This window comes from Wolbachia endosymbiont (group B) of Ischnura elegans (genome assembly GCF_947251585.1).
In the GTDB taxonomy this organism is placed as follows: Bacteria; Pseudomonadota; Alphaproteobacteria; order Rickettsiales; family Anaplasmataceae; genus Wolbachia.
The window spans coordinates 128,231-150,712 of sequence record NZ_OX366371.1; the positions used below are offsets into that span (position 1 = coordinate 128,231).

The window sequence follows — 22,482 nt, forward strand, 5'->3', positions numbered from 1 at the left end:
TAATTATAATAAATTATTAAATGATAGACTACTATATTTATTACTTAGACTGACATTCTTCTGTCTGCATAACCTTTTTGAACTGATTATCCTCAACTAAGCTTTTAGGCCTATAGCAGTACGTAATTGTAGCTGCAATAAGACAACAAACTGCAACTGCTGCTCCTAAGGCAATACCCAGTCATTGCAAGCGCAGAAGCAGCTACGACATACTTTTTTGTGTTTTGTGGATCATTCTTTGAATTGCTTGGTACGGTTGCTGAATGACCCCAAGATTCCATAAGTTCCAAAAATCCCTTATTTCCTCGTTTTTTTGCCATATCTAAAGAGCTTCCTTTCAAAAGAGTATCTAATGGTGTATTAATAATTGGATTATTTTCTAAATACGGGCTTGCACCATTGTCTAGTAGCAATTTTGCAGATTTTTTATGCTCTTCATTTATTTCTCGATTATAAGCTATAACATGCAACGCAGTACCAATACTGTTGCTTTGCATATTAACATACTTTTCTCTATCTTTTGCTGCACCTATTAAAATGGCAACTACATCAGAATGACCATTATCAGCAGCTAAGTGCAGTGCAGTTTCATCATTATTATTCTGTAAATAAAGATCTGCATTGTTTTGTAAAAGTAATCTCACCATCTCCAAATTACCTCTTGCAGAAGCATACATCAAAGGAGTAAAGTTATTGCCGATCTTTAGCATCAACTGTTGCACCACGCTTTATTAGCAATTCTGCAACATCTGAATGTTCTTTATATGCTGCTTCATGTAAAGGAGTTACTCTGCTGCCTGTACTGCTTACTGAATTAACATTTGCGTCATTATCAAGTAAAAGCTTCACAAAATCTTTATGACCACTCTTGGCAGCTAAATGAAGTGCAGTGTCACCACCTACTTTTGTTTTTGATTTAATCTCAATATTTGCACCACATTCTAGTAAACGCCTGCCAAGCTCAACATTACCTTTTTGTGCTGCAACGTGTAAACGAATAAATCCATCATTATCATAATCTGTGAAACGTTCATTAATATCGTCTAGTAAACTTTCCCTACCAGCTTTTAATTCCTCAGGAATGATAAGTGTTACTTTACCTCAACTATGTTTTTTAAAATTTTTTGAATTTAGTCTCATTTGTTGATAATTTTGTATTTTTATTCAATTGAAAAATGTATTTTGGCAACAAAAACCCTAGTTTATACAGAAAGAAATTTATATCAAACAGCAAGCACTGCTTAGATTTTATGGTTAACGAATATGTGCTTTAAATGTGTGTAGACGCACATATTCGTTAACCTATTTTCTATACAGATTTTTTATTTCATATTAATTGCTTCTTTAAGTCTTGCATTGGCAATTACTATGATTTTTCGCATTAGAGCTGTTATAGCTACCATCTTCTTTTTACCTCTACCAATAAGATCAGAATAAAAAGCACCAAGTGCAGATTTAGATCTTGCAGCAGCCATAGCAGCTGTGAAAAGCTTTGCACGAACATTGCTCCTACCACCTGTTATCCTTCGGTAACCAATAGTTTTACCGCTTTCTTTTGGATGTGGAGCAACTCCAGCAAGACTTGCAACTTCTTTTTTGTTTAGGTGGCCAAGTTCTGGCATTAGACACACAAAAACTTGTGATAACTTGAGACCTATTCCTGGCACTGTTCTCAAGATCTTTTGACGCTTTTGTAACTCTGGATTTTTATCAATAATTCTTTGTATGGCATCGTTGAACTCATTTATCTGACTGGTAAAAAAGTCTATTGTTTTTTGGCAACTTTCCTTTATATAGTCGTTTTCAGGTGCTGCAAGCCTACATTTCTCTTGAGTTCTCATTTGTGTAATGTCATCACGACGTTGACAGAGTGCAACTAAGGCGGTTTGTTCTTTTGACATAGGCACAAATAGAGATAGAGCACTATAGCGTTCAAAACCATATTGAGCAAGGGCTCTTGCATCTGATTGATCTGTCTTTGCTAAAGTTCCATGTGATATGATAAAACTTTTTACTTTACGAGTATTAGCTCGATGTACAGCAACATTCTTATCAACAAGAAAATGTGCTAAGCCAAGCTCATATTTTCCAGTGTTTTCTAAAGTTACTAGAGAATTAGGTAGGATATCTGAAAATTTTTGAAACAACTGTTGCCAACCAGTAGCATCATTGTCAAACTTGATAGCGCTCCTTTGGTTATAAGCTGCAGCAACATTTTTAAATTTTCCGATATCAATGCCAATGAAATTTTGATAAGATGTAATCATAATAAATAACCTCGATAGTTTAATTAATTTAAGATTGTAAACGGGTGCATACATATGTCCCATGCAACTATTCAAACGTATCGAGAGATGGGGCTAGTTTACCTTGATGGCTACGGTTGTAATACCAACTTTCATTCGGTCGCACACGCCCGTGATAGCCCTATTCCTATAGTGAGTAGGGTTATCTTTCCCTCTTATCTCTTTTATATCACATTTTTAACTTACAATTTTCATACTCTACTTCACCGTTATGAAATTTAAGTGTGAACTCTAAAATAGCATCAACCCTGCATATTTCCCTATTTGTATCAAGTTCCCTGACAGGCATACTTGGACAATACTGAACATTGAGAGAACCTTGGCTATTATATACAATACTTATCTTTCTATCATTGGCATGAGGCAAGATTAGTTTATGCTTAAAGAATATAGGAGAGAGCTGCATTAACAAAGAGCCATCATACCCAGCCTGATTGCAACTAGTAATTAACTCTTCCAGTATATAGTCATTTGGAACTTCTGCTTTAGCATGTTTAAAAATTTCCGTAAAAACATACTTTGCAAACAGACGTTTATCATCTCCCTCATTATATTTATCATATAACCCTTTAATGAAACTATTATCTATAGTGCGATCATTGATTACAAAAAATCCGTTCTACATAGGTCTTGATAAGCTGTGTTACCAGACTTTACATCTTCATTATTCTCATTTGCCTTTACTTGACCCAGCAGAGATTGCGTTAGCTGAAATTCTAACGTAGTTACTGCACTAGATTTAGTATCAGAATTATTAACGCCAGATTCCTCTTGACTTTCATTACCTGAATCCTCAGAACGACGGCGCTCTTTTTCCTCTCGTTCTAAAATTTCAAACCCTTCTTCAGTTCCCGAATCCCTAGAATCTGATTTCTTTAAAATTTTGTTTGATTCCTGTGATACAAAATCTGAACCTAACATGTTTTTCCTCTTAATTAGTAGCTAAGCTAAGCTAAGTGTAGCATTAAATGGCAATTTTGTCAACTTAGCAAGCATCTCTTCGTAGTCTACCAAGTTTTTATCTATTAACAATCAATATAATTATAATAAATTATTAAATGATAGACTACTATTTCTTAACTTGCTTCTACAGCAGCATTACGAACAACCTCCTCAACATCTGGTCCTTTAAGTGGACCTGAAGGTGCCTTATTATAATAATGTACAGCTATAGCAGCAACTATACAGAAAGCTCCAATGCCTGCCGCTACTCCTGCTACCAGCAGACTAGTACCGAGAGCAAAATATGCAACTGGTGCAGCAGCTAATGAAAGTACTCCAGTTACTGCAAACATCCATGTAGCCACAGTAGGCCATTTAACGCTATTCTCTTTTGTGTAAATTTTGTTGCTATTACTAGCTTGCTTATTAGCTACTGATTTTGGTTGTGTATTTTCGTTAGCAACTTGTTCTACATGCTTGGCGGGTTTATTAGAAGTTTGCTCTTTTCTGTTATTATCAATTGATATTACGGTATTAACACTTTCATTTGCAAAACCTAATGATGATGATTGAGGTAGAACAGTAAAATCTTCTTCATTGTGTGCAGTACCACATTGACTTTCGGGAATAGGCGATGTACCCTGATCTACAGCTTTAGGTATTGTAAGATTTTGCTGATCATCTTTTTCGTCATTTAGATCATCAGACTTTCCCTCAGTGACCATTGAAGGCATTTCTGCTGCAGTTTCAGGTACTTCTGTTTCAGAAATAATATCAAACGAAGGAGAATCTGAAGAAATTCTAGGAGAATCGTCACTTTCAAGTTTAGAAAAATCATCATCTTCAGAACTCAGTGATGGTGAATCCGGCTCGCTTTCTTTACGCTCCACTACAGTAATTTCTTGGCTACTTGCAGTAGCAGCTATATTACCACTCACTGATAATGCAGCAACATGCTCGAACTCTTTTTCAAGAAATATTTTAATTTTTGCGAGCTTGCTTTGAGATAGTTTATCTTTCTTACCAACTTCCGTCTTATTAGCGTCTTCTAAGGCTTTATTCAAGATTTGCTTTGTGTCTACACTATTGTCCTCTTTCCTTACCTTTTCCACTAAAGACATTACTTCTTCATAATTAAGAGCGAAGATATCATTAGACAATTTCTCTTCTATATTTTTAGGCATTTTACCCCTCCTATAATTATTATTATCTATAGTTTTTTCTATTGAAACCTTTTTATTATTCATAATATTTTCTTCTTTATCAACAATACTCCTTTGTGGCCGTTGATTATCAATATTTTTGGATTCTGGATCTTTTTTAATATTTAAATGCAAAGGTGTTTTATCATCTAAACCTTCAAGAAATTTTGTGATTTTTGATTCACTAGAAGATTTTTCCCTGTTTTCTTCCCTTACCAAATATAAACTTTTCGTTCCTACCAGATCTAAAGCTGTTTTGCCATCTCTATCTTTAATGTTCCAATCAGCTCCCTTGTTTACAAGTAATTTTACTATTTCAAATTTATCATGGTAAGCAGCCCAATGTAAAGCTGTTCTGCCATGCCTCTCATCTTGAATATCAATCTCAGCGCCATTTCCAATAAGCAAGCCCATTAATTCTAAATTATTACGTGCCACAGCCCAATGCAAAGGTGCATGCCCTGAATTGTCTATACTATTAATATCAGCAATTTTATGATTAATAATAGTCTTTGCTACATCTATAAAATCTTGTTGTATAGCATAGTGCAAAAATTTTTCTGACATATCAGAAACTCTAGACCTGGCTTCAGTATCTTTAAATTTATCTAATACCGCTTTCACGCATTCTTGATTACGAATAGACAACGCCCTTCGAAGTTTTTCACATATGCTATGCCAAGGTAGAATAGTACTTCGATTTTTTTCCAAATCTTCTAATAAAAGCTTAGTATAGCGCTGTCCACCAACACCAATAAGTAGCCTATCGAGACCTTCATCTTGCGTAAATAATATACTTTTATGCGTTTCTGCATACCTTTCCACAAGTGTGTCATCAGCTGCAATGGCTAGTAGTGAAAGCTCTTTTACTGAATAATTATAATAACCATTTGTTTCATCATAGCTATTATTCAACAGCACATTGTGCATATGATCAGTCAAATTAAGCTGTTGAGAGCAAAAATCCTTCAAATTACCACAATTCAAATCAGTAATAAATCTATCGCTTTCCTCTATATTATTTATAGTTTTATCTAAACCTGTGTAATCACCATAATTTTTTGCTTTATTTATAACGTCTATTAATCCATCAAAGGTTAAATTTTCAGGGATAATGGTAAATTCTTCTTCATTATGCCTTGGTTCTATATTAACCTGATCTTGAGGCCAAAATAACTCTGTTGCTACAACTGCTGTAACTTCTGCAACACCTACCAATACATTCGCAACATTACCAAAATGCCTGGATCAGTAACTACTTTGTTTGCTACTTCACTACTATCAGATGAACTCTCAGTAATAGACAAGTCTTCAGCAGCAAATGACTTAGGTCCTTCATTCATATTTTTCTCAAGAGTCTCTGTAATTCTATTATCCTCATCTTCGAAATGCCTATTTATTTCATCTAACAAACTTTTGCCATCAGCTTTGTAATTCTCTAATTGTTCAGGAATGGCAAATGTTACTTTGCCGTTTTCATACTCTACCTTACTATCTCGAAACTTAAGGGTGAACTCTAAAATAGCATCAACCCTGCATATTTCTTTACCCAGTTGCTTAACAGGCATATTTGGACAATATTTAACGTTTAAAGAATCCTGATCACTACAGACAATCTCTATATGTCTATCATTAGCATCAGGCAATTGCAAACCGTGTCCCAAAAATATAAGAGAGAGCTGCATTAACAAAGAGCCATCATAACCAGCCTGATTGCAACTAGTAATTAATTCTTCTAATAGATTATCATTTGGAATTTCTGCTTTAGCATGTTCAAACATTTTTGTAAAAACATGTTTTGCAATTTGGCGTTGGTCATTTTGATTACATTTATCACGAAGCTGGCTAACGAAATTCTTGTCTATAACTTGACCATTAATTACAAAATCCATCCTGGGTAGGTCTTTGTAAGCTTGCTTGCCAGAATTTGCATTCCTATTATTCTCACTTGCCTTTACTTGACTTAGCAGAGATTGTGTTAGTTGAAACTGTAACATAATTGGTACACTAGGTTCAACATCAGAATCCCTCACATCAGCTTCTTCTTGACTCTCATCACCTGAATCTCCAGAGTAGCGACGCTCCTTAATTTCTTCTCGCCCTAAAATTTCAAACTCCTCTTCAGTGCCTGAATCTCCAGAATGGCGTCGCTCACTTTCTCCTGCAGTATCTACTGCTGGCGGCATGAGCCCACCAAGTAAATTCCACCCCATGTTTTACCCCCTCATTATTAGCTAAACTAAGTATAGCATTAAATAGAAATTTTGCCAAGCAAGTTATTGAGCCTTTTAGCAAATAGACTTACGTCTTCCATCTCTTCACCTTCCACTATACAAGCTTGATAGAACAATAAGTAAATCATATCTCCAAGTGTTGGATTTTCACCATTTTCAGCGTGAGATTCCATTATGTTTCTTATCAAAGGATGCTTAATGTTAATTTCAAGTACTTTTGGCGTGCGGTAATTTAGCTGCTTCTGTTCACGTAAAAAACGCTCCATACGGAGATCCATAGTTCCTTCATCAACTGCTAGACACACAGGACTATCGGTTAATTTCTTAGAGATCTTTACACTTTTTACTAAGCTTCCAAGAACCTTGGTGAAGTATTCGAGTATAGAATCCGCGTTTTCTTCGCTTTTGTTTTCATCTGATTTATTTTCTTCATCTTTCTTACCTTCTTCTGAAGAGAATTTTTCTAAATCAACATCTGCACGAGTTACAGACTTAAATTTTTGATCTTTATATTCATGAATTACGCTAGTCCAGAAATCATCAACTGGATCAACAAATAGAAGCACCTCCAATCCCTTACTGACAAATCCTTCAAGTTGTGGACTGTTTTTCACTGAATCGAGACTATTACCTGTGAGATAGTAGATATGTTCCTGTTCAGGCTTCATTCTGCTTATATAATCATCAATGCTAACTAGCTTACCATCACTGGTGCTATGAAATCTGCAAATGGAAAGCAATGCTTCTCTTTCATCAGTTGGCATAGCTTCGCAAAGACCTTCTTTTAACACCGCACCAAAATTGCCCCAGAATTTTGTATATTCCTCTAAATTCTCTTTTGCTTTTTTGCCGAGCTCTGATATTATGCGCTTAGTTAAAGATTTCCTAATCTGCTCAACTACACGATTATTTTGCAGTGTTTCTCTGCTGATATTGAGAGGCAAATCCGGTGAATCAACCACACCTTTCAAAAAACGCAAGTACTGCGGTATAATCTGCACATTATCTTCAGTGATAAACACTTTATTTACATACAATTTTACAGAGCAGCGTCTATCTGGATGAAATAAATCAAAAGGCTTGATAGAAGGAACATAAAGCAAGTTCGTATACTCTATTGCACCTTCATTTTTATTATGAAATATCATCCAAGGCTCACCGCCCACATGTGCAACACCACGGAAGAAGTCGTTGTGCTCTTCTGGAGTAACGTCATTTTTTGGCTTAGTCCAAATTGCAGCTTTGCTGTTTAATTTTTCACTTTTTCCCTCTTCATTTACAAACTCAACGGGAAAATTTATGTGGTCAGAGTAAGTAGTAACAATGTTTTCAATACGGAATTTGTCTAAAAATTCGCTTTCTTCAGGACGCATGATGAGCGTAATTTTTGTGCCACGAGAGATTTGACCATCTAATTTGCTGATTGAATACTCTCCATCTCCTTTAGATTTCCACACCCAAGACTCTTCTTCTCCGGCTTTCCTTGATTCTACTATAACTTCTGAAGCAACCATGAAGCTTGAATAAAAACCAACACCAAACTTTCCAATCAGCTCTACAGCTTGGCTCGAATCTTTATTATTCTTAATTGCATCCAAGAATTTTTGCGTACCAGAACTTGCAATCGTGCCAAGATTATCTATTAAATCTTGCCTGTTCATGCCAATTCCATTGTCGGTTATATACAGCTCATTCTTATCTTTACTGGAGCTAATAGTAATCTTCAACTCATCACTTGAATCTAATAAATCAGCATTTAATTGTGATTCATAGCGCAATTTATCACATGCATCTGATGCATTTGATATTAACTCACGCAAGAAAATATCCTTATTAGTATAAAGTGAATGAATTACTATATTTAGTACTTTGCCTACTTCAGCGTCAAGTTTTAAACTTTCAGTTTCTTGTATGTTGTGCATTTTGAGCTCCATTATTAGCCTACTACTCTAATAATTTAAGTATTGCACTGCGATCTTTCAAGGTCACACATGCTAAAATTTATGTGGGCCAACTTATGGTTCCAATGCTAAACTGGAATAAGTACAACCATTGTGTCATGCAAATTAAGAAGAAAGTGCTAGAATATAATATCTCTTATTTGCTTCAAAGATTTGTTAGTCTTTGATTCTTTTTTTTTAAAAGTAGTCTCAAGAGAGATTTTAAGCTTTTTCCATTCTTCTTGACCATTTGGCATTAAATCACTCTCAATCTTCTCCAGTACTTTCTGAGGTGATGAATATAATTCCTCGTACAAATCAGTGTTTACTGACTGTAGTATTACTAAAAATGTAAATAAATTCGGATCAAGTAATTCTTCTTTTGCATGGTTCAAAAAACATAGCTTTATTCTCCTTATACAGTATTGTATTGCCTGCAGTGATAATGAGAAGCTTTCTGCATAAAATATAAAGCTATCTATAATTAAGCTCTTTGATTTTTTCGGTAATTCAGAACTTTCAAACAGTTTTCTTATAAACTGCTCTGTTGGCTGTTTTGGCAAATGCAAAGAGAGATCAGTAAAAGATTTTAGGCTAAAATTTGGTCCAAGTATTGTGCTAATTGCTCTTTGCACATTACTCTTATCTTGGCTAACAGAGATAATGAAAACCAGTCCCTCGACATCAAGCATGTACTTTATGGATTCTAAAAAATCGACAATGAATTTAGGGCGACATATATCAAGATCATCGACCATTATATAAATGTTTTTGTCTTTCCTGATTTTATTAACCACATCTGCTAGTTGTATCTTAAAGTCTCTAATGTTCTCTTTTCTCCTTTGGAGAAGATTTAATTCACCCAAGACAAAACCAATGTCTTTCTTATCAGCCTCTTTTGCAGCATCGAGAAATACTGAAAGCATAGCAAGTGGAGATTTACTGATCAGCTTTCCTAATGTATTGAGAGAAAATAGTTCTTGGTTTATGTTTTTGAACTGCTGTATAACACTCCTTTTTACTTTGTATGATGCGAATAGATCCTCAAACAAGAAATGCAAAAAAGAAGGCAATGGTTGATCTAGCGCACTAATATCCCATGCGCTGTAATAAGCTGCAATTTCATTTTGCTGCTCTAGATCCTTTACCCATTCTTTCAAAAAAAATGTCTTACCCCACTTATCATATCCTTCTAAGGATACGATTGAAAAAGACTTATCGATTGTCTTGATTATAGAACTAAATTTACTTGCAATTTGCTTATAACCCAAGCAATCACCTTCCCAATTTATTACCTTAGGCAATTGTTTCTCTTCTTTTTTTCTGAAGGTTATTAGCGATGTAAGTTTTTTTAAGCACATACCTTACTTTATATTTAACTCATACTCTTGTCTTGACGTAAGCGCTATCTTCAGAGTCCCTTCATCTAGGTAGTCAATTTCTCCACCTATCGGTATACCACAAGCAAGGCGCGATATTTTTACATTCGAATTCTTTAGCAATTCAATTATATATTGCGCAGTAACTTGGCCTTCTAATGTCGGATTGATTGCAATAATGACCTCTTCAATTTTAAATTCTGTAACTCTTTTGGGAATGTTATCAAGATTCAGTTCTTTTGGACCTATGCCATTTATTGCTGATAGCCTTCCACCCAAAACATGATACATACCTGAATATATATTCCCTTTTTCAAATGCCCATAGATCACCCAATTCTTCTACTACACACATTAACTTGGTGTCACGCTTTGGGTTAGTACAAATAGAACACGGCGATTTAGTATCTAGGTTTCCACAAATTTTGCACTCTATTATAAGATCCGCTAGCTCTCTAATCAAAGATGCAAGCGGTAGCATGACTTTCTCTTTATTTTGGAGCAAATGTATAACTAACCTTCGTGATGATGATGGACCTAAACTTGGCAATTTAGAAAAAGCATGAACTAAATTCTTTATATTAATGTTCATTTAACAAATTCAGGATATAGTTTATAAAATGATAACATCAAACCTTTCGTAAAGAAAGCTTAGTTTGATTGGCTATGAAAAAGATTTCCCACTTTTTTTTAGAACTGTCTTGAAAAAATTAATGTAATCACAATCTACTGTAATCTAACTCTGATTCAGGTATAACTGAAATTATCTCACACATTTGCGTAGTTACTACGGTACTTCTTTTTTGAAAATGACGTAATTTATTTTTCAACATATTTCTTTCTTCCACATAACTGTCCGATTCTTTATTCAAACTAGAATTTTTTTCTTCATACTTGGAAAGTATTGTATCGATCAAATAATTAAAAAATAATATTAGACCTGTAGTGTTGGAGAGCAATTCAAGAGAATAATATAACATATCTTCACTCACTTCTTCATTTATTATGTCATGAGAATTTTTATACATTCTAAAACAAGAGCCGAAGGCTGCTAAGCATACGCAAGTAAGTTTTGTTTTGTTTAGGACGCACTTAATTCGCGCTAGTTTTTTATTATTATCTTCTAATTTTATACGCAACTCACTAATTTTACTACTATAGTGCTTAATAAACAATTCTATTGCCTCTTTGTTATTAGCATAATTATATGCTTTGTAAGATTCCTTATCCATAAATTCAGTATCTATATCTCTTGATTTTAGAAGCTCTTTGATTACTTCATTCTTGCCAAGAAGCACAGCTTCGTGTAGAGGTGTGTACTCACTTTCAACATCTTTCCTTCTGTTAATATGTTCACGAGTTAAGTAGTCGAAAAGAACTGAAACGCATTTTGAATTATTACCTTCAATAGCCAGAGTAATTACATCTTTTTCGTCTTTGTTCTTAGTACTAATAACTTTAGAAAGCGGCTTTTCATTCTCTTGCTTACGTTCAAAATATTTGTGCTTGTAAAACTCATTTGAACAGTATGGTTCCTTAAGAATAGACAAAAGCTTTTTTACAAAATCAGCACGATTTTTTTTATGGCCAAATGTAAAGGTGTGTCCTGATTTTTCTTATCTTGCAACAATAAGGCATCATACAAACAGCCCTCTTTATATAGAGAATCAATCTCTTGGTCAAAATAGATATCTTCTTCTCCTTCACAGATATTTAATAGCCGTGACCCTATACTTTCTGTAGTACTGTAATCAATTGCAGAGCTACGTTTCACTTTAGATTGATAAAGGTTTATGTTCATACTACCCCTGCCTTTAAACAACCCAGCTATACCTCTAAACAGTTCAGCTATACCTGATTCACTCCGAGTGGCACAAGGTGTTTCATCTGGAATGTTAATCTCAACATTTTCACTAGAAAAAAGTTCTAAAACATGCGAGTTGCTTTTTCTACTGGAAAAAGGCACATCGTTCTTTTTATCTTTAATCTCAGCACTCTTTGCATTCAAAGAATTTAGAGAGTTAGCTAAACAATCAAGATCTGTAGCATTTTTAGACTCAAGGTCTTCTGCTTGAAAATTTGCTGCAGTGTTTATTTCACCTTTCATATTTCTTTATTTTACAGGGATTGCATTTCAGGTAGGGTATCTCATCTTTAAAATTTTTCAACTCTATTTAAATTTTTTTAAAATAGTTTTTGATAAAAATATTTATGACACTAACTTTTTGGTTCTCTTGTTAAACTTTTACAAGACAGAATTATTTTATAGCTAAAAAAATTACTTCCGCGTATTTTGAATCCAATTATAATTACAATTATAGATATTTTTAGAGCTCAAAAATCTATCTTTGTCTGCAGACCTTTTTTATTAAACTCATAAAAAATGTAGCGTATCCTCTTCAGTGTATACTTAATTTCTGTCATATGTGCGCTGCATTTTTTTCTAATCTTTTTTACAGGGGGATTTTATGTCCAGAATTCCAGATATTTGACCTTTACTTTAGCTAATAAAAAACAACTGGTACCTGCGGTTTTTATAGCTACGTTTCTCAAACAAGTTTCAAATGAATAGATTTCTTGCATAACTGGAATTCAAAAGTTGATGTCATTCTAGCGCGTGACGCTAGAATCCAGTCCTTTTGTGCAAAAAACGTTGTAAAGTGTTTACCAACTTAGTTGGATCCCAGTGGGCTTTGTTGCATCGCTCAAGTGAAAAGAACTGGCAGTTACTGACAAAATTCATTATAAATAGCCATTTAACTGTTGAAGAAAAAATATGCCACAAAAAATGAGAGTCAGTAACTGCCATGAATATAACAAATTTCTCCAAGAAAGAGGAAGCATTTTTTGTTATATCAATGACGCCATAGAAAATTGGTACGAGAATTGTCCAAAAATGCAGGGCGGCAACTATATTTATAGTGATAAAGTTGTGATTTTAGTGCATATAATCGTCAGTTTCTTTAGAATTGGTTTAAGACAAACAGTCGGGTTTATAAAAGGGTATTTGCAACAAATAGGAAGAGATTTGCAGCTATTCACAAGCATCAAAAAACTTAATATTAAGATAAATGATTGCAGAAAATAATATAGAAGATATCGAAATTGCTATAGACAGTACAGGAATTAGTATATACAACAACACACAGCAAGGAAAATAGCACTGACAGAGTGGCTATGAGCAAACGAGAAAATTGCACGTAATGTTGAATATAAACAACAAAAAAGCCATAGCTGTAAAATACAGTAACGGTGTCTACTCTGATCACTTGTGATTTGCTAAAAGAAGTTGATTTTCAGCATGCCATAAAAGCACTATATGCAGATAGAGCATGTGATAGGCACAAGTTTTATAAGTTGTGTAACGAATATGATATAAAGACAAAAATTCCACCAATAAACAATGCAGCAGAACATTCAAAAATAGATTATATGTCTGACAGGAATGCTGCTATTAGGTTAATAAAATTATACGGTGAAGATGGCATGAAAGAATGGAAAAAAGAAGTAAATTATGGGAAAAGATCTTATATAGAAGGATTTTTCTCAAAGTTGAAGCAAGTATTTGTTTAGGAATAAATCTGAAGTAAATCGTGAAAAAGAATTACTAATTAAGTGCTATTTGCTCAACAAATTCACTGGTATTGGTATGGCTAAATTTGAAATCATTACATAAATTTGTCGTAAACCATCACTGCTTAAGGTGCTATGCAACAAAGCCATCCCAGTGTCACGCACTGGGATGACAGAAGAAGAGTATTTTAGGTAACATCTGTTTACTCCAAAGTAATGTTGCAAAAGGTCTAACATATAAATTATAAGACTAATATAGAATATACCTTGCTAAAAAAAAAAAAAAGTATAACCTTTTATAAGGTATGCAGGCAAAAATTCTGTAACTTGGTCAGGTCAGAAATGAAGCAACCATATCAGAATCTTTTTGGGTTGCATACCTATTTGTACTATTTGTTTTATTCTAGGCTATGAACATAGCATTAAAATATCGTCCTAGTAGCTTTAAAGATTTAGTAGGTCAAGATATATTGGTGCGTATACTAGAAAATGCTTTTACTCTCAACAAAATTCCACAATCTATACTGCTTTCTGGTAGCAGTGGAATTGGTAAAACCACCACTGCAAGAATAATAGCTTTATGTTTGAACTGCTCATTGGGGCCAACTTTTGAACCTTGTGGATCATGTACAAGTTGTCTGGCAATAAAAAATTCAAGCCATCCAGATGTAGTTGAAATCGATGCGGCAAGTCACACTAGTGTTGAGGATGTTAGAGCGATCTTGGGAGATATTTGCTATTTACCAATAAGTTCTAAATTTAAAGTTTACATTATAGATGAAGTACACATGTTATCCAGTAATGCATTTAATGCATTACTTAAAACTCTAGAAGAACCACCATCTAGCGTAAAGTTTATTCTAGCAACTACAGAAATAAAAAAGATACCAATAACTGTTATTGCACGTTGTCAAAGGTTTGACTTACATAACATTCCTTCAGCTAAGATAATGGAGCGTTTAAATGATATTGCACAAAAAGAAAATTATTTTATTGAAAAAGAAGCATCGGAATTAATTGCTCACCACTGTAGCAATTCAATGCGTAACGCTTTATTTTTGATGAATCAAGCAGTGCTATATAGCAAAGATGGTACAATATCCACTCAAAGTGTTACAGACATACTTGGTCTAGTAGATAGAAACGTTATATTTGATCTACTGGAAGCAGTATTAGATAGTGATTTACAGAAGGCTTTGTTAGTATTCGACAATGTGGTAAAAACAGCAAATCCGCTCAATATTTTTGAAGATCTGCTGCAAACAATCCAGTTAATATGCCGTTTTTTAATTACAAAAGAGATTGATACAGAATATGAGAAGAGCAGAGTAAAAGATTTGAGTGCAAAAAAGTCTTTAATATTTTTTTCGAGATTGTGGAAGGTGCTGCTTAAGGGTATTCAAGATATAAAAATTTCAACATGCAATGAGGTTGCTGCTGAAATGATGTTAATTAGCCTTTGTTATCTTTCTGATTTGCCTTCTCCGGAACAGGTGATCAAAAAAATTCTTTCACAGAATGTAGAGCAAGGAAATAGACAGGGCAGACCTGTTGCACCTTCCCCCTCTGTCATCCAAGTAACTGACTACTCGGATCCAAAAAAATATGTGGAAAAACCCCACTCTGTCATCCCAGTGCGCGACACTGGGATCCATGTGAAAAATAAACAACAAAATTACGATTTTGATAAGATTTTGCAACTATTAAGGCGGAGTAACCAAATTTATCTTTACAAACAACTGTGTAGTAATCTACAATTAATAGATTGTAGATTTGGGTATTTAAAATTAAAAGCTGTATCTAACTTGAACAATAATTTTTGTAATGACTTGAAAAGTTACTTAAATCAATCTACTAATCAGGAGTGGGTTATTATAGTTGATACGAGTTATATGAATAGGGAAGTGAGCAATTTAAATTATGCACCTGTAGTTAAGGATATATTAAATACGTTTAAAGGTGCAAAGGTAGTTAATATAGAAAATAAGGAGTAGGTTGTGGATTTCAGTCAAATAATGAAGCAAGCGCAAGAAATGCAAAAAAAGCTTGCGGAAGCCCAAGAAAAATATATTGGAAAAGAGTTTCAAGGTATTTCTGGTGGTGGCAAAGTTTCTATATTAGTGGAAGTTATAAAAATAGGTGTCTATAAAGCTAAAAAGGTAAATATAGACTTAGAACTTATGAGAAATGAAGAAAAAGATATAGTAGAAGATTTAGTGACAGCAGCGTTTAATGATGCCATTAAAAAAGCAGAAGAAGATATGGCAAATGCAACCTCTGATCTTGCAGGTATGATGGGGTTACCACCTGGATTTAAACTTCCTTTTTAAATTTACTACTGAAGTTTGCCTTAATGCAGTAACTAAGTGTTTTCCTTTTATACTAGTACTTCCATGAAGTACATTCATATTACTGCATGAATATGCAGCAATTCACAATGATGAATGCAGATCAGAAGATAAAAAGACATTAGTGAAATAGGTGTCAGAAGATCAAGAGTAAAAAAAGTAGAGTAACTCTATTTATTAATTAATAAAATCTTTGTATTTTCCTAAAAGTTAGTTAAGATACAGAAGGTTTTGTGTTATTAAGTTAGCACTTGACTTAACTTTAGTTATTATTTAGACTGCTAAAGTGGAATTTTAATTTTTTTAACGAGGGCAATTATGCATTATAAAAAGTTTTTTTCGGCAGCTGCTTTAGTGACGTTGCTAAGCCTATCAAACTCTGCTTTTTCATCAGACCCTATTGGTCCAATAAGTGATGAAGAAACTAGCTACTACGTTCGTTTACAATACAACGGTGAAATTTTACCTTTTTATACAAAAGTTGATGGTATTACAAATGCAACAGGTAAAGAAAAGGATAGTCCCTTAACAAGATCTTTTATAGCTGGTGGTGGTGCATTTGGTTATAAAATGGATGACATTAGAGTTGATGTTGAAGGGCTTTACTCACAATTGGCTAAAGATAAAGCTATAGTAAATACTTCTGAAACAAATGTTGCAGACAGTTTAACAGCATTTTCAGGATTGGTTAACGTTTATTACGATATAGCGATTGAAGATATGCCTATCACTCCATACGTTGGTGTTGGTGTTGGTGCAGCATATATCAGCAATCCTTCAAAAGTTGATGCAGTTAAAGATCAAAAAGGATTTGGTTTTGCTTATCAAGCAAAAGCTGGTGTTAGTTATGATGTAACCCCAGAAATCAAACTCTTTGCTGGAGCTCGTTACTTCGGTTCTTATGGTGCTAGTTTTGATAAGGCAGCTAAGGATGATACTGGTATCAAAAATGTTCTTTACAGCACTGTTGGTGCAGAAGCTGGAGTAGCGTTTAATTTCTAGTCTATCTTTGTCTTATTATCCCAGTGGGTTTTTCTTGTCATTCAAGTAGCATGACACTGGGATCTAGAAAAAAGAAATGTGAATTCCAGTGTTTGAGCACTGGAATAACACATTATTTATTTAATGTAGTTTTTATCGTTACACGCTGGCAATTTTAATTCTACATTTAGGTAGCTGTTGTTAAGATCTCAACTAGATATAAAGTTATGCTTTTTTAATTAAAGCTTGAATTTTTCACTGAAAATCAATATATTATATGTACAGAGTTTTAATTTAAGTTATTATGTTGACCCCAGTAGCAAATTTATGTGTTAATAGTAGCACTAATCTCATGCAATATATTGCTGAAGTGCGAAAATTTCCTATGCTTTCCCAAGAAGAGGAAGTGCGATTAGCAAAAAATTGGCAAGAATACCAGGATATTTCTTCTGCTCACAGGTTGATTACTAGCCATTTGAATTTGGTAGTAAAAATTGCAATGAAATTTAAGAATTACGGTCTATTGTTGATGGACCTGGTCATGGAAGGAAATATGGGTTTAATGCATGCAGTGAAAAAGTTCAATCCTGACTTGGGATTTCGTTTTTCAACTTATGCAGTATGGTGGATTGAAGCTTCAATGAAAGACTTTATATTAAAATCTTGGTCACTTGTAAAAATAGGTACAACGCAATCACAAAGGAGATTGTTTTTTAGTTTACGTAAAATAAAAAAAAGAATTTTACAATACACAAACAGAGAAACTTTGAGTAAAGAAGAAATAAAAGCAATATCAAATGAGCTTTCTGTATCTGAAGAAGATGTTGTACAGATGAGCTATCGTCTGGCTTGTAAGGATCAGTCGTTAAATAATTGTATAAAAATAGGTGATGACTCTAAAAAGGAGTTACAAGATATGATTCCGTGTAATTTAGTTAGTCAAGAAGTAGCTTACCAGAATCATGAAGAAAAGGCATTAAAAGAAACAATTTTAAGCAATGCGCTGGCAAGTCTTAATGAAAGATCAAGAGACATTTTCATTAGCAGATATTTATCTGAAAGTACTCAGACTTTGGATGAGCTTAGCAAAAAATATTGTGTTTCAAGAGAAAGAATAAGACAGTTGGCTAAGCAAGCAATGAGTAAGGTAAAACAACATGTAAAATCAGAGAGTTTGAAACTTGGTTTACATGCGTAGTCTTTTTGTATTTCTAATATTTTTTTCAATAGGTACTCTTGCATCGGTTAGTAACGTACAACTGAAGGAAAAATATAAAGATTGGCTTGTGTACACTGCATTGGAAGATGGTGAAAAAGTGTGTTACATTGTATCTCATCCTAAGAAAAAAAGTGAACATTATACAGCTGACCGCAAGCCGTATGTAATGGTCAGTTACGTTGATAAAAAAGCAGATGAGGTGAGCGTCACTTCTGGCTTTCAGTATAATAATGAGCCTGTAGTTCTCAATATCGATAAAAAAATTAAATATCAATTGCCAATAATACAGGGAAGTCTTGCGTGGACAGATGATACAAAAATGGACCAAGATTTGATTCTAAAAATGAAGCAGGGATTATCAATGGTAGTTAATGGAAAAGTAAAAACAGCAAATGTTGATGATACTTATTCCTTGCTTGGCTTTCAAAAAGCGTACAAAAAAATGCATGACTTATGCCATACAAAGTAAATTATTGATCACTAAAGTATAAGATAGGCTGTTTTGTCTCTCAGACAAAAATATGGATATCACTTTACATAGAATATGAATATCATTTAAAATATATTTTTGAGAATTAATATGTCAAAAATTGTAGATATAGGAATCAAAGAACAAAGTTCTGTGTGTGAACAAATGCGTTTTAGCGTTGGCCGAGCAAGTCTTTTAAATACGCTATCCAGAGTGAGCGGGGTGGTTGAAAGGCGCAACGCGATAGATGTTTTAGCGTGTATAAATATCAAAGCACAATATGGTAGCATAAAATTGAAGGCTACTGATCTTGACATTTCAATATTTGCCTCACTTACTGCAAATGTATCAGCAGAAGGAGAAGTGAAAATCTCAGCACATACTTTACATGACATAGTGAAAAAATTGCCAACTAATTTGGATGTCAATTTCGAAATGAATAATCAAGGAAAATTATTGATATCCTGTGGAAATGCAAATTTTTCTTTACCGAACGTAGTTTCAAATAACTTCCCTGTTCTTGAAGAAGGTGATCATCAATACGATTTCACTCTACTAAGTGCAGATTTGGTAGACTTGTTGACTAAAACGAAGTTTGCTGTGTCGCTGGATGATACAAGGTATAATTTAAACGGGATATATCTGCATACAGATGAGCAATTTCTGTACTGCGTTGCAACTGATGGCCACCGTTTATCATGTATAAAAAGGCCTAAACCTGAAGATATCAACGGAGAATTTGGGGTGATCATTCCACGTAAAACTATCATGGAACTGTTGAAAGTATTGGGTGATTGTAATGAGATAAATATAAAACTTTCAGATAGAAAAATCAAATTTACATGTGGTGAGTATATTCTAATATCAAAATTGATAGATGGGACTTTTCCAGATTACAAAGCTGTCATTCCAACGTCTCAAGATAAACAAATGATTGTTGAGAGTAGCAAACTTGCTAGTGTTATAGACCGAGTTTCCGTTGTTGTGTCCGATAAAATAAAATCAATTAAATTTTCATTGCAAGAGAATTTATTAACTCTACATTCAAATTCCCAAGAGTGCAGTGATGCGACTGAGTCTATAGAGGTGGATTACGATGGAGCTCTTATGGAAGTAGGATTTAATTCTCGTTATTTGCTTGATGCTTTATCTTGTATAAAAAACAAATGTAAGGTCAGCCTATCAGATGGTAATAGTGCTACAATTATCACTGATGAAGATGATCCAAGTGCACTATATATAGTAATGCCAATGAGGACTTAAGCTAGTAATCTATCTTTACTAAGTATAAGCCGTGATACGGCGCAGTGATTCCAGCGGCGTTTCTTTTGCATTGACTTAATATGTTTAGCATTTCTTGTGGATTAGTTCTATTTTTTCCAAATTCAACTAAAGTACCAACAATAATCCTCACCTGGTTATGTAAAAAGGAAATCGCAGATATTTTGATGTATATGTGACTTCCGTTTTGTACTATATCAATATCATCGATTGTTCTGACCGGATTTGTAGCTTGACAATCTTTTGAGCGGAAGCTTGAAAGATTATGTTTTCCAAGCAGGTGTCTAGCAGCTTCACGCATGATGTTTACGTCAAGTGGGTAAAATACTTGCCACACATAACCGATTTCTAGAGCTGCAGGAGCGTAGCGATTAATTATTCTATATTCATAATATCTTTTTTTTGCTGAAAATCGTGCATGAAATGCATCATCTACAGCTTCTGCACTAAGCACAACTATAGGAATCGCTTTTAAGTGATAGTTTATTCCATTTCTTATTCTGTAAAGCTCAAATTGCCTTTCCATATTGAAATGAGCAACTTGCCCTAAAGCATGAACCCCTGTGTCAGTTCTGCCACCACAATGCAAAGAGACTCTCTCGCCACTGAAATTAAATATAGCGTTTTCTATGGTTTCCTGAATTGAGTTAGCAGAGTGTTGTTGCTTTTGCCAGCCAGAGAAACCACTACCATTGTATTCTATCGTTATTTTGTATCGCACTACAAAGTCTATCTATCTAATTTTAGGTAACTAACGTTCTTCGTTATTAAAAAACCCTTGGCAGATTGGTTGCGTTCAATTACCATGGAGACTATACAAGTTAATAAATGATCCATGGCACATAATCCAGAAGAAAGAAATAATGATAAGCAAAAAGCACTAGATAATGCAATAAGTCAAATTGAAAAAGCATTCGGTAAAGGTGCAATAATGAAGCTAAAGCAAAACCCTGTAGAAAAAATAGACACGATATCTACAGGGTCGATTGCACTTGATTCAGCTCTGGGTGTTGGGGGATTGCCAAAAGGACGTATAATTGAGATATTTGGCCCTGAGAGTTCTGGTAAAACTACCCTTGCTTTGCATGTAATTGCTGAAGCACAGAAAAAAGGAGGTTTATGTGCATTTATCGATGCGGAGCACGCACTTGATGTTATATATGCTCGTAAACTTGGAGTAAACACCGATGATTTAGTGATTTCACAACCAGACACTGGAGAACAAGCGTTGCATATTGTTGAGTATTTAGTATGTTCTGGTGCAGTTGATGTAATAGTTATTGACTCTGTTGCAGCACTAACTCCAAGAGCTGAAATTGAAGGAGATATGGGCGACCAGCACATGGGACTACAAGCAAGACTTCTAAGTCATGGGCTACGAAAGCTCACCTCTGCAGTTTCAAAAGCAAACTGTATATTGATATTTATTAACCAAATTCGTATGAAAATAGGAGTAGTATATGGAAATCCTGAAACTACCACTGGTGGGAATGCGTTAAAATTCTATACTTCTATAAGACTTGATATAAGAAAAGTTGGTGCGATAAAGGATAAGGAGAATATTACGGGTAATGAAACGAGAGTTAAAGTTGTAAAAAATAAAGTTGCTCCTCCATTTAGAGAAGCAAAATTCGATATAATGTACAATGAAGGCATATCAAAATTTGGAGAAATAATAGATATAGGAGCAAAGCTTGGTGTGCTTGAAAAGGCAGGTGCTTATTATTCATATAACAATACGCGTCTTGGCCAAGGAAGAGAAAATGTAAAAAGTTACCTCAAGGCAAACAAAGAAATTGCAAATGAAATAGAAACAAAAATCAGAGATTTATTTAAAAATCACGATAACTCTATTGCAATAGAAGAGGAGCGTGAACAACTTCTAGAAGAATCAGTATTCTAATCTAGATTAGGGTGAAGTTTTAGTATCCATTCAGATGCATGGCTAATGTGCAAATGTTGAAATCAGTGCTTCTTTTCTTGTCGCCTAAGTAGCCCTTTTGGTGTCATCCCAGTGCTTGACACTGGGATCTAAGAAAATTCACAGGCAAACTAATTCGGTAAGCTTATGCTAAATTAATGGTAACCGTTCACGGAGATAAGGTGGTTTACAAAGTAAGTATAAAAGTGTAAAGAGATAGGAAGCTAAATATGGAATGGGTAAATGACAACAGTGCTGCAAGAAAAGGTTGTAGCAGAAAAGGCTAATCTCAAGGAAGAAATAAAAGCACTGATCAGAGAAAATGATAGCTTGAAAGCAAAAATAGTTGAATTAGAAGACAAATTGGGCTTAAATTCGCAAAATTCTCATCGCTGCCACCATCACGAGATATATATCGTAAGAAAGCAAAAAAGAAAAGTGATAAAAAACCAGGAGGTCAGCCAGGACATAAGGTGCATAAGCGTGAATTAATGGCTGCAGACGAGGTAGTGAGATGCACAATTGATACAATTTGTATGTGTGGAGGTAAGATTACTTTAGAAGATGAAATTATTCATCAGAAGGCAGAGTTGCCAGAAATTAAGCCAATTGTAACTGAGTACAGGTTGCAAAGAGGACATTGTAGCAGTTGTGTTAAAAGTCAATAGAAAAATTGATGTAGCTGTGA

General features: G+C 34.2%; 22 protein-coding genes, 1 other RNA gene and 1 pseudogene. 11 read left to right on the forward strand and 13 right to left on the reverse strand.

Annotated features, from left to right (window positions below):
• Nucleotides 1–40 precede the first annotated feature (40 nt).
• From OPR58_RS11365 to OPR58_RS00680, 12 genes are all read right to left on the reverse strand, one after another.
• Nucleotides 41–175: a TomO hydrophobic C-terminal domain-containing protein gene (locus tag OPR58_RS11365; RefSeq protein ID WP_458694764.1), complete on the reverse strand. Its 135-nt coding sequence runs from the start codon at nt 173–175 to the stop codon at nt 41–43.
• Nucleotides 111–710, reverse strand: coding sequence for an ankyrin repeat domain-containing protein (locus tag OPR58_RS00630; protein WP_265023207.1), 600 nt, complete (start codon nt 708–710; stop codon nt 111–113). Before OPR58_RS00630 ends, OPR58_RS11365 begins: the two co-directional genes overlap by 65 nt.
• A complete protein-coding gene (locus tag OPR58_RS00635; RefSeq protein ID WP_320109917.1) occupies nt 691–1,086 on the reverse strand; it encodes an ankyrin repeat domain-containing protein in 396 nt (131 codons plus the stop codon). Before OPR58_RS00635 ends, OPR58_RS00630 begins: the two co-directional genes overlap by 20 nt.
• A 236-nt stretch (nt 1,087–1,322) precedes the next feature.
• Nucleotides 1,323–2,267 carry an IS110 family RNA-guided transposase gene (locus tag OPR58_RS00640; protein WP_265022222.1) on the reverse strand — a complete coding sequence of 315 codons (945 nt, stop codon included), beginning with the start codon at nt 2,265–2,267 and terminating at the stop codon, nt 1,323–1,325.
• Between the two features lie 642 nt (nt 2,268–2,909).
• Nucleotides 2,910–3,227 carry a hypothetical protein gene (locus OPR58_RS00645; protein ID WP_265022767.1) on the reverse strand — a complete coding sequence of 106 codons (318 nt, stop codon included), beginning with the start codon at nt 3,225–3,227 and terminating at the stop codon, nt 2,910–2,912.
• 155 nt (nt 3,228–3,382) lie between these two features.
• Nucleotides 3,383–5,668, reverse strand: coding sequence for an ankyrin repeat domain-containing protein (locus tag OPR58_RS00650; RefSeq protein ID WP_265022768.1), 2,286 nt, complete (start codon nt 5,666–5,668; stop codon nt 3,383–3,385).
• Nucleotides 5,662–6,636 carry a hypothetical protein gene (locus OPR58_RS00655; RefSeq protein ID WP_265022769.1) on the reverse strand — a complete coding sequence of 325 codons (975 nt, stop codon included), beginning with the start codon at nt 6,634–6,636 and terminating at the stop codon, nt 5,662–5,664. Before OPR58_RS00655 ends, OPR58_RS00650 begins: the two co-directional genes overlap by 7 nt.
• 65 nt (nt 6,637–6,701) lie before the next feature.
• Nucleotides 6,702–8,606 carry a molecular chaperone HtpG gene (gene htpG / locus OPR58_RS00660; protein WP_265023209.1) on the reverse strand — a complete coding sequence of 635 codons (1,905 nt, stop codon included), beginning with the start codon at nt 8,604–8,606 and terminating at the stop codon, nt 6,702–6,704.
• A 158-nt stretch (nt 8,607–8,764) separates the two neighbouring features.
• On the reverse strand, nt 8,765–9,985 hold the full coding sequence (locus OPR58_RS00665) for a KAP family P-loop NTPase fold protein (protein WP_010403185.1): 1,221 nt from the start codon (nt 9,983–9,985) through the stop codon (nt 8,765–8,767).
• Between the two features lie 3 nt (nt 9,986–9,988).
• The gene (gene recR, locus OPR58_RS00670; RefSeq protein ID WP_405197680.1) at nt 9,989–10,588 is read right to left on the reverse strand and encodes a recombination mediator RecR; all 600 of its coding nucleotides are present in this window, start codon (nt 10,586–10,588) and stop codon (nt 9,989–9,991) included.
• Between the two features lie 133 nt (nt 10,589–10,721).
• Complete coding sequence (locus tag OPR58_RS00675; protein ID WP_265022771.1) at nt 10,722–11,552, reverse strand: ankyrin repeat domain-containing protein; 831 nt, start codon at nt 11,550–11,552, stop codon at nt 10,722–10,724.
• Nucleotides 11,553–11,560: 8 nt separating this feature from the next.
• Nucleotides 11,561–12,109 (reverse strand): hypothetical protein, encoded by a 549-nt coding sequence (locus tag OPR58_RS00680; RefSeq protein ID WP_265022772.1) that lies wholly within the window; start codon nt 12,107–12,109, stop codon nt 11,561–11,563.
• 669 nt (nt 12,110–12,778) lie between these two features.
• Between OPR58_RS00680 and OPR58_RS11370 the strand changes: the two are divergent.
• The 8 genes and pseudogenes from OPR58_RS11370 (at nt 12,779) to dnaN (ending at nt 19,855) form a co-directional block, all read left to right on the forward strand.
• Nucleotides 12,779–13,678, forward strand: a pseudogene (locus tag OPR58_RS11370) (IS5 family transposase).
• 192 nt (nt 13,679–13,870) lie between these two features.
• An RNA gene (gene ffs / locus OPR58_RS00695) (signal recognition particle sRNA small type) lies at nt 13,871–13,969 on the forward strand.
• A gap of 16 nt (nt 13,970–13,985) precedes the next feature.
• Nucleotides 13,986–15,569, forward strand: coding sequence for a DNA polymerase III subunit gamma/tau (dnaX, locus tag OPR58_RS00700; RefSeq protein ID WP_265022775.1), 1,584 nt, complete (start codon nt 13,986–13,988; stop codon nt 15,567–15,569).
• A 21-nt stretch (nt 15,570–15,590) separates the two neighbouring features.
• Entirely contained in the window at nt 15,591–15,905 is a 315-nt protein-coding gene (locus OPR58_RS00705) for a YbaB/EbfC family nucleoid-associated protein (protein ID WP_320109901.1), read from the forward strand.
• Between the two features lie 336 nt (nt 15,906–16,241).
• Nucleotides 16,242–16,925, forward strand: a complete 684-nt coding sequence (locus tag OPR58_RS00710; protein ID WP_265022777.1) for a P44/Msp2 family outer membrane protein — start codon at nt 16,242–16,244, stop codon at nt 16,923–16,925.
• Nucleotides 16,926–17,208: 283 nt separating this feature from the next.
• The gene (locus tag OPR58_RS00715; RefSeq protein ID WP_265022778.1) at nt 17,209–18,102 is read left to right on the forward strand and encodes an RNA polymerase factor sigma-32; all 894 of its coding nucleotides are present in this window, start codon (nt 17,209–17,211) and stop codon (nt 18,100–18,102) included.
• Nucleotides 18,095–18,592 (forward strand): invasion associated locus B family protein, encoded by a 498-nt coding sequence (locus OPR58_RS00720; protein WP_265022779.1) that lies wholly within the window; start codon nt 18,095–18,097, stop codon nt 18,590–18,592. Before OPR58_RS00715 ends, OPR58_RS00720 begins: the two co-directional genes overlap by 8 nt.
• Before the next feature lie 111 nt (nt 18,593–18,703).
• Nucleotides 18,704–19,855: a DNA polymerase III subunit beta gene (dnaN, locus tag OPR58_RS00725; protein ID WP_265022780.1), complete on the forward strand. Its 1,152-nt coding sequence runs from the start codon at nt 18,704–18,706 to the stop codon at nt 19,853–19,855.
• Nucleotide 19,856: 1 nt separating this feature from the next.
• Here the strand turns inward: dnaN and truA are convergent, their stop codons facing one another.
• A complete protein-coding gene (gene truA, locus OPR58_RS00730) occupies nt 19,857–20,594 on the reverse strand; it encodes a tRNA pseudouridine(38-40) synthase TruA (RefSeq protein WP_265022781.1) in 738 nt (245 codons plus the stop codon).
• Between the two features lie 114 nt (nt 20,595–20,708).
• Between truA and recA the strand changes: the two genes are divergently transcribed.
• The 3 genes from recA (at nt 20,709) to OPR58_RS00745 (ending at nt 22,462) form a co-directional block, all read left to right on the forward strand.
• Nucleotides 20,709–21,776 carry a recombinase RecA gene (gene recA, locus OPR58_RS00735; protein WP_010407051.1) on the forward strand — a complete coding sequence of 356 codons (1,068 nt, stop codon included), beginning with the start codon at nt 20,709–20,711 and terminating at the stop codon, nt 21,774–21,776.
• A gap of 261 nt (nt 21,777–22,037) precedes the next feature.
• Nucleotides 22,038–22,286 carry a DUF6444 domain-containing protein gene (locus tag OPR58_RS00740; RefSeq protein ID WP_265022250.1) on the forward strand — a complete coding sequence of 83 codons (249 nt, stop codon included), beginning with the start codon at nt 22,038–22,040 and terminating at the stop codon, nt 22,284–22,286.
• Nucleotides 22,286–22,462, forward strand: coding sequence for an IS66 family transposase zinc-finger binding domain-containing protein (locus OPR58_RS00745; protein WP_406846499.1), 177 nt, complete (start codon nt 22,286–22,288; stop codon nt 22,460–22,462). Before OPR58_RS00740 ends, OPR58_RS00745 begins: the two co-directional genes overlap by 1 nt.
• Nucleotides 22,463–22,482: the final 20 nt, after the last annotated feature.